This is a genomic window from Actinoplanes couchii, assembly GCF_016862075.1.
In the GTDB taxonomy this organism is placed as follows: Bacteria; Actinomycetota; Actinomycetes; order Mycobacteriales; family Micromonosporaceae; genus Actinoplanes; species Actinoplanes couchii.
Map to the genome: position 1 here is coordinate 85,751 of NZ_BOMG01000063.1, position 7,312 is coordinate 93,062.

Annotated in this window: 6 protein-coding genes; 4 read left to right on the top strand and 2 right to left on the bottom strand. The window is 70.7% G+C overall.

Features of this window, described 5'->3' with window-relative positions; translation table 11 throughout:
- Positions 1 to 149: 149 nt before the first annotated feature.
- A complete protein-coding gene (locus tag Aco03nite_RS26060; protein WP_203798789.1) occupies positions 150 to 1,922 on the top strand; it encodes a sensor histidine kinase in 1,773 nt (590 codons plus the stop codon).
- A gap of 293 nt (positions 1,923 to 2,215) precedes the next feature.
- The gene (locus Aco03nite_RS26065; RefSeq protein WP_203798791.1) at positions 2,216 to 3,949 is read left to right on the top strand and encodes a putative bifunctional diguanylate cyclase/phosphodiesterase; all 1,734 of its coding nucleotides are present in this window, start codon (positions 2,216 to 2,218) and stop codon (positions 3,947 to 3,949) included.
- 518 nt (positions 3,950 to 4,467) lie between these two features.
- On the opposite strand, the gene Aco03nite_RS26070 is transcribed toward Aco03nite_RS26065, so the two are convergent.
- Together Aco03nite_RS26070 and Aco03nite_RS26075 are read right to left on the bottom strand one after the other, a co-directional pair.
- The gene (locus tag Aco03nite_RS26070) at positions 4,468 to 4,782 is read right to left on the bottom strand and encodes a hypothetical protein (RefSeq protein WP_203798792.1); all 315 of its coding nucleotides are present in this window, start codon (positions 4,780 to 4,782) and stop codon (positions 4,468 to 4,470) included.
- 15 nt (positions 4,783 to 4,797) lie between these two features.
- Positions 4,798 to 5,463 carry a CBS domain-containing protein gene (locus tag Aco03nite_RS26075; RefSeq protein WP_203798794.1) on the bottom strand — a complete coding sequence of 222 codons (666 nt, stop codon included), beginning with the start codon at positions 5,461 to 5,463 and terminating at the stop codon, positions 4,798 to 4,800.
- A gap of 160 nt (positions 5,464 to 5,623) precedes the next feature.
- Between Aco03nite_RS26075 and Aco03nite_RS26080 the strand changes: the two genes are divergently transcribed.
- Both Aco03nite_RS26080 and Aco03nite_RS26085 read left to right on the top strand, forming a co-directional pair.
- Positions 5,624 to 6,373, top strand: a complete 750-nt coding sequence (locus Aco03nite_RS26080) for a DsbA family protein (protein ID WP_203798796.1) — start codon at positions 5,624 to 5,626, stop codon at positions 6,371 to 6,373.
- A gap of 286 nt (positions 6,374 to 6,659) precedes the next feature.
- Positions 6,660 to 7,280, top strand: a complete 621-nt coding sequence (locus tag Aco03nite_RS26085; RefSeq protein WP_203798797.1) for a vitamin K epoxide reductase family protein — start codon at positions 6,660 to 6,662, stop codon at positions 7,278 to 7,280.
- The last annotated feature ends 32 nt before the right edge of the window (positions 7,281 to 7,312 follow it).

A 7,312-nucleotide genomic window follows, 5' to 3' on the forward strand; every position in this document is an offset into this window, starting at 1 on the left:
CGGCTCCGCGGGCACCGACATGAGCCGTCCGCCGGGCCCTTCCGCTCGTTCCACCGGGCTCTTCCACTTGTGCCGCCGGGCCCTTCCGCTTGTTCCGCCGGGCCTCGAAACGCCTGATCATTAGCGGTCGGCGAGTCTACGATCAGGAGGTGCGTCATCGCCCGGGTCGCTCGATGGTGGCGTTGCTGGCGGTGCTCCTGATCAGCCTCGCCAGCACCGTCGCCGTCGTCGTGGCCCTGCAGCGCGGCGACGAACGGCTGGCCGATCAGAAGGTCGACCAGCAGACCCAGCTCGTGGTGCGGGCCATCGCCGGACAGGCCCGCCGGTACAACGAGCACCTCGCCCAGCTGGCCGCCTCACTGGGCGCGCAGGCCCAGCTCGAATCGTCCGAGTTCGCCGCCACCACCCGGCCACTGGCCGGCGCGGTGCTGCCGGGCGTCACCGGGGTGGCCTACGTGGTGCCGGCCGAGCAGTCCGAGATCAGCGGGGTCCAATCGTACTGGCGGGCCCGTGGTGTCTCCGGTCTTGAACTGCGGCCCGCCGCGAACGGATCGTCGCACCTCTTCCTGGTGATCCGGCAGTCGTTCGACGGCGAACCGGTGTCGCCCGGCACCGACCTGTCGGTGGTGCCCGAGGCGGTCGAGGCACTGAGCGCCGCCCGCCGGCTCCGCCAGGTGATCACCAGCCGCCCGTACGTGCTGCTCAAGGACGCCGGAACCGGCGACGAGCCGAAGGGCCCCGGATTCGTGCTGGCCGCCCCGGTCTTCGCGACCTCGCCACCGGCCGAGAACGGCCGGTTCCGGGGCTGGGTGCTGCTCGGGGTCCGCGGCACCGAATTCCTGCACCAGGCCGTCGCCGCCGACGCCGGCCGGTCCTCGGCCGTCCAGCTGACCTCGGTGACCGGCGGCGACCAGACACTGATGGCCCGCTGGGTGCCGGACAGCCGGGTCGACCCGCGGATCACCGCCCGCAACCGCATCATCAACGTCCCGCTGAGCTCCTGGCGGGTCACCGTCGCCCCGACCGCCGCCCTGCTCGCACACCGCAACCCGCCCGCCGACGTGATCGCCATGCTGCTCGGCGCGTTCATCACGATGCTGCTGATGGCGCTGACCGCCGCCCTGGTCACCTCCCGGGAACGGGCGCTGCGCCAGGTCGCCGCCGCCACCGCCGTCCTGCACGAGGACATCCGCCGCCGCGAGCAGGTCGAAGCCCAGCTGCGCCGCCGCAAAGCCGAACTCAAGGGCTTCGCCGGGATCGTGGCGCACGACCTGCGTGGCCCGCTGGCCCGGATCAGCGGCTACATCGACTTCCTCAGCGACGACCTGGGGTCCGGACTGGACGACCAGAACCGGGACTTCCTGGACCGCGCCGGCAAGGCGGCCCGGCAGATGTCCACCCTGGTCGACGACCTGCTCGGGTTCTCGGTCGCCGACAACCAGCGGATCACCGCCCGGCAGGTGGACCTGAAACGCCTGGTCGACGACCTGGTCGGCGAGGGCTTCAGCCGCCCGGCGGCCGTCGAGGTGGGGGAGCTGCCGGTGATCGGCGGCGACGAGACCCTGCTGCGGCAGGTCTTCGCCAACCTGATCGGCAACGCCGTCAAATACACCGACCCGGCCCGCGAGCCGTGGGTACGGGTCAGCAGCCGGCCGGTGCACGACGGCTGGCGGATCGATGTCGAGGACCACGGCATCGGCATCCCCGACAGCCAGAAGGAGGCCGTCTTCACCGCGTTCACCCGGGCCGACGGCAGCGAGGACTACCCCGGCACCGGCCTGGGCCTGGCCATCGTGCACCGCATCGTGGAACGCCACGGCGGCGAGGTGCGGATCTCCGACAACCCGGGCGGGGGCAGCCGCTTCCACCTGACCTTTCCCGCCCGTACGCCGGCCGAGATGTCCTTGCCGGAGGCCTCGTAGGGCCGGCCACCTGACCTTCCCCGCCCGCGCCGTGCCTCGGCCTCGTAAGCCCGGCCCACCTGACCTTTCCCGTTCGTACCGTGCCTTGACCTCGTAGGGCTGGTCCATTTGGCCTTTGCCGTTTGCACCGCGTCTTGGCCGGTAATCTCGTGGGGCCGGTCTGCCTGGCCCGTCCCGCCCGCGCCGTGCCTTTGCCGGTGGTCTGGTGGGCCCCGCGGTGCCCTCAGGCGGGGCCGGATTCTGCCGATCCTTGGGGACCAGAACCGTGCGACGCCCGAGGAGAGACCGGTCCCATGCCGATACTGGCGGACATCGCCGTACCCGCGACCGTCTGGGATCCGGACACCTGCATCCCGCGGGTCGAGGAGGCGATCAGCGCCGACGACACCCTGACCGGCATCGTCACCCACATCGGCGGGCGGATCCACCTGCTGGACCGGGCGTACCTGCACGGCGCGCTGACCGGGCGGCTCGGCTTCGGCCGCCCGCTGCTGCACCGGCAGAAACTCCGGGTGCTGTGCGGCGAACCGGCCCTGGTGCTGCCCGGCGACACCGCCTGGGACGACGCGGCCCGCGCCGCCCTGGCCCGGCCCACCGGCCGCAAAGCCCTGCCGGTGGTCGTCGACCTCGGCGAACACGGCTTCGGCACCGCACCGGTCGGCCCGCTCGTCGACCACCTCAGCCGCCGTTACCGGACGATGGCGCTGGAGGACGACCTGACCGGGCTCGGCAACCGGCGGCTGCTCGCCGAACGGGTCACCGCCGCCCTCGCCGCCGCAGCGCCCGCCGCCCTCGCGATCGTCGACCTGAACCGGTTCAAGGAGATCAACGACAGCCTCGGGCACGCCTCCGGCGACGAGCTGCTCCAGCACGTCGCCGGGGCCCTGCGCCGGGAATGCGGCGAGGGCACCGTGTACCGGCTCGGCGGCGACGAGTTCGTTCTGTTCTTCGACACCGCGACACTGACCGCGATGCACGGCCGGGACGGTCTCGGCGAGGCGCTGCGGCACGCAGGTGTTCGGGTGCTGCACACCATCCAGGGCCCGTTCCCGGTGGCCGGCGTACCGATCACCGTCGAGGCCTCGATCGGCGTCGCCCACACCGGCCAGGACGGCACCGGCGGCGTGGACCGGCTGCTGGCCGCCGCCGACTCGGCCATGTACACCGCGAAACGCGACCGCACCCGGGTCGAGCTGTGGGATCCGGCCCGCCCCTCGCCACACACCGTGGACCTGGGCGTCCAGACCGAGTTGCGCGACGCCGTCGGCCAGGGCCAGCTGGTCCTACACTACCAGCCACTGGTGGACGCGCACACCGGCGCGATCGTCTCGTTCGAGGCCCTGGTCCGCTGGGCCCACCCGACACGCGGCCTGCTGTATCCCGGCGCCTTCCTGCCCGCCGCGGAACGCTCCGACATCATCCACGCGCTCACCGACCGAGTGCTGGCCGACGCCACCGCGCAGGCCGCGGCCTGGCACCGGGCCGGCTGGCCGGTCCCGGTAGCGGTCAACCTGGCCGCCCCGGTGCTGACCTCGGACCACTTCGTGGACGCGATCACCGGCCACCTGCACCGAACCGGCCTGCCACCCACGTCGTTGATCGTGGAGATCACGGAGAGCGCGGTGATGACCAGACCGGAGGAGAGCGCCCAACGCCTGAAAACCCTTCAGGACTGCGGCGTACGGATAGCCATGGACGACTTCGGCACCGGCTACACATCACTGGCCCTGCTCAGCCAGTTGCCGTTGGACGAGCTGAAACTGGACCGCACCTTCATCATGCGCGTACACGACCGCCGAGAGCAGGTGATCGTGGACGCGGTGGCCCGCATGGCTGGCGGCCTGGGCCTGACCCTGGTAGCCGAAGGCGTGGAGGACGAGCCGACCGCCCGAACCCTGGCCGCCATGGGCATAGACCTCCTCCAGGGCTTCCACTTCAGCCGCCCCCGCCCAGCCGCAGACTTCACACCCCCACCCTCCCCACTCCACAGACCACCGAACTTCGCCACAACCGCCATGTCCGCCTAACCCAGGCCGTGGTCGTGGCAGTGGAGGATGTGGTGCCCACGCCCCCGGGCAGACTTCAGCGCCCAAGGCCCAGCATCCAAGGTCGCAGCGCCCAGCGCCCGCGCTGAGTGCTCAGCGTCCAAGTCCACGCCTCACATCCAGGCCCAGCGCCTAAGCTGGCCCACGCCCAGCGCCTCGCCCTGCTGTCCCGCGACTGCGGCTCCGTCGAAGCCGGGCCAACGCTCCACGCCCATGCCAAGCCGGGCAGGGCCCGCGCCCAGGCCCGCGCCCCAATGTCCGGCTCTGCGCCCAACGTTCGGGCCCGCGCCCAACGGTCGGGGCTTTCGGGGCAGGTGGCCCGGCTGGCGAGAGACGCCACGCCAGCCGGGTCGGATCATCTGAGCTCGGGGAGATTCGGGGGTTGATGGGCATCACCACCTTTCCGTTCGCGGGTGGCGGGGTAGGAGCTTCACCACGGTCAGCGCCGTGCGGGCGAACAACAGCACGCCGGCTGTCAGGAGAGCCGCTGACATGAAGGGTCAGCCGACCAGGAACACGGGGCAGTGACCCCGCCGTGGCAGCACCTGCAGAGTGGCCGCCAGCAGACCGCCGGCCGGCGTGCCCCGGCGATGCCGGGCCAGGACCACGGCGGCCTCGGCGGCGGCGTGATCGACGGCCAGGTAGCTGATCGGGCTGTCGTCGACTCCGGCCAGGACCCGGCCGCCGATCACCTGGACCGTCCGGTCGAACTCGGCCGGTGCCGGCGCGGCGGCCTTCCGGCCGGGGTTGTTGACCTCACCCAGGTAGGTGTTGATGGCGAGACTCAGGTAGGTGTTGATGGCGAGGACGGGCATCACGTCACCTCCGGGTCAGGGGTAGACCAGCACCTGGTCGTCGACGTCGAACTCGACCTCGTCGGTCACGTCGACCACACCTGGCACCAGGCGGACCATGCGCTCGGCGAACAACGCCGTAGACCATCGCTCGACCCGGCCGGTCAGTGTGACGGCGCCCCGCTCGACCCGGGCGGTGATCGTCGACCAGTTCTCGGCGAGCAGTGCCTCGGCGAGGGCCGCGGTCACGTCGGCGTGCAGGGCGTCGTCGGAGCGCTGGTGCTCCTTGAGCAGGTCACCGCGAGTGACGATGCCGGTCAGGCGGCCCAGGTCGTCCAGCACGGGGAGCTGCTTGACACCCGACTCGTTCATCCGCCGGGCCGCCGACCGCACACTCGTGGCCGCGAGGGCGATCACCGCGGGTGAGGTCATCAGCTCACCCGCCGTACGGCCGCGTGCCTTGCGGTGTTGTGACCTCCGGCGGCGCTCGAACCAGTGCGGACGCTCGGCGCCGACATACTCGATCTTCCGCAGTAGATCCGACTCGGACACCATGCCGAGCACGTGCCGGTCGGCGTCGACCACGGGCACCGCGTTGATGTGGCGGGCCGACAGCAGATCGGCCACGTCCCGGTACGGGGTGTGCGGTCCGACGGAGACGACATCGCTGGTCATGACGTCGTTGACATGCCAAGTGTTCATCGTGATCCCTCGCTTCCGCCCTCGACGTTACGAGCGCGCCGGCGGGTCCGCCCAGAGACAAATGTCCTCAGCTTTTGCGGACTTTTGGCCTTAGTACTCGTGCCCGTTCTCCGCCAACCTGGACCGGACGGCAGGTGATCGGGCGGCTGGAGTGTGAGCGGTGGGCAAGCAGGCACGTAATCGGTCCAAGGACCTGCGCAAAGGCCAGGCGGCGATCGCCGGCCGGGGCGAGCCTAACCCGGTGATGATCGGCGGTCTGGTGGTCATCGTGGCTCTGGTCGCGGCGATCGGCTTCATGGTGGTGCGGGCGGCCGGTGGGTCCGCCTCCGCCGCGTCCGGCCCCCTTGTCGTCCCCGCCGGCGCCACCGACGGCGCGCTGGTCACCGGGCAGGCGTCGGCGCCGGTCGAGCTGGAGATCTACCTCGACTACATGTGTCCTTACTGCGGCAATTTCGAGCGGGCCAACAACGCCGAGATCGACAAGCTGGTCGCCGCCGGCACCGCCCGGGTGAAACTGCATCCGCTGAATTTCCTGGACCGGTTCTCCGAGGGCACCCGCTACTCGACCCGGGCGGCGAACGCGGTCGCCACCGTGGCCGACCGCGCGCCGGAGAAGCTGATGGCGCTGAACAAGGCGCTGTTCGACAACCAGCCGGAGGAGGGCAGCGAGGGCCTGTCCGACAGCCGGATCGCCGAGCTGGCGCTGGCCGCCGGGGTTCCCCAGGCCGTCGTCGACGTGCTCGACGACGGGATCTTCTCGACCTGGGTGAACCGGTCCAACGACACCGCCTTCGAATCCGGCATCACCGGCACCCCCACGGTCAAGATCAATGGCCAGAAGTACGAGGGCGACCTCTACAACGCGGGCCCGCTCACCCAGGCGATCACGTCAGCGGCCGGCACATCATGACGGGCCTGGACAGCCGGCACCAAAGGCAGCCCCAGCCGGCCACGGTGCGACGGCCAGTCAGGGCGCGTCTGGCCACCGTGCCGCCAGACGTGGTGCGGCCAGACGCGGTGCGGCCGGCATCCGGTGCGCGATCGTCACCACGGCGGCGTGCCACGGTGCGGCCAGCCACGGTGGAATGGTCGGTCACGTTGCGGCTGGCCACGGTGTTGAGGCCAGCCACGGCGCGATGGTCGGTCACGTTGCTGCTGGCAACGGCTGGCGGGCAGCCATGGGCCGGAGGTCTGCTGTGGTAGCGCGGCTGGCGGTGGTTCGGCGGCTGCGGCACTCGGACGGCTGGATCTTCGGGACCATGCTGTTCTCGGCGTGCCTGAGTCTGATTGCGTCGTTCGTGCTGTCGATCGACGCGGTGGTGCTCGCCGCTGATCCTGGTACCGCCCTGTCCTGCGACATCAACGCGGTGATCAGCTGCGGCACGGTGGCTCAGTCCTGGCAGGCGCAGTTGTTCGGGTTTCCCAACGCGTTCCTGGGCCTGGTCGCTGAACCGGTGGTGATCACCATCGCGGTGGCCTGCCTGGGCGGGGTGCGGTTCCCGCGGTGGTTCATGTGCGCGGCCCAGGCCGTTTACACCCTCGGCGTGATCTTCGCGTATTGGCTGTTCTACGAGGCGATGTTCCACATCGGCGCGTTGTGCCCCTGGTGCCTGCTGGTCACCGTCTCCACCACGCTGGTCTTCGCCACCCTGACCCACGTCAATCTGCGCGACGACAACCTGCCGTTGCCGTCCCGCTGGCGGATCCCACTGAAGGCAGCGATCGACGCAGACCTGGACGCGGTGCTGGTGACGATCTGGCTGTTGATCCTGGCCCTGCTGGTGGTCTCCCGCTACGGAAGCCAGTTGTTCTTTTGACCTCTCTCCGCCCTAACGGACGGGGATTCCGG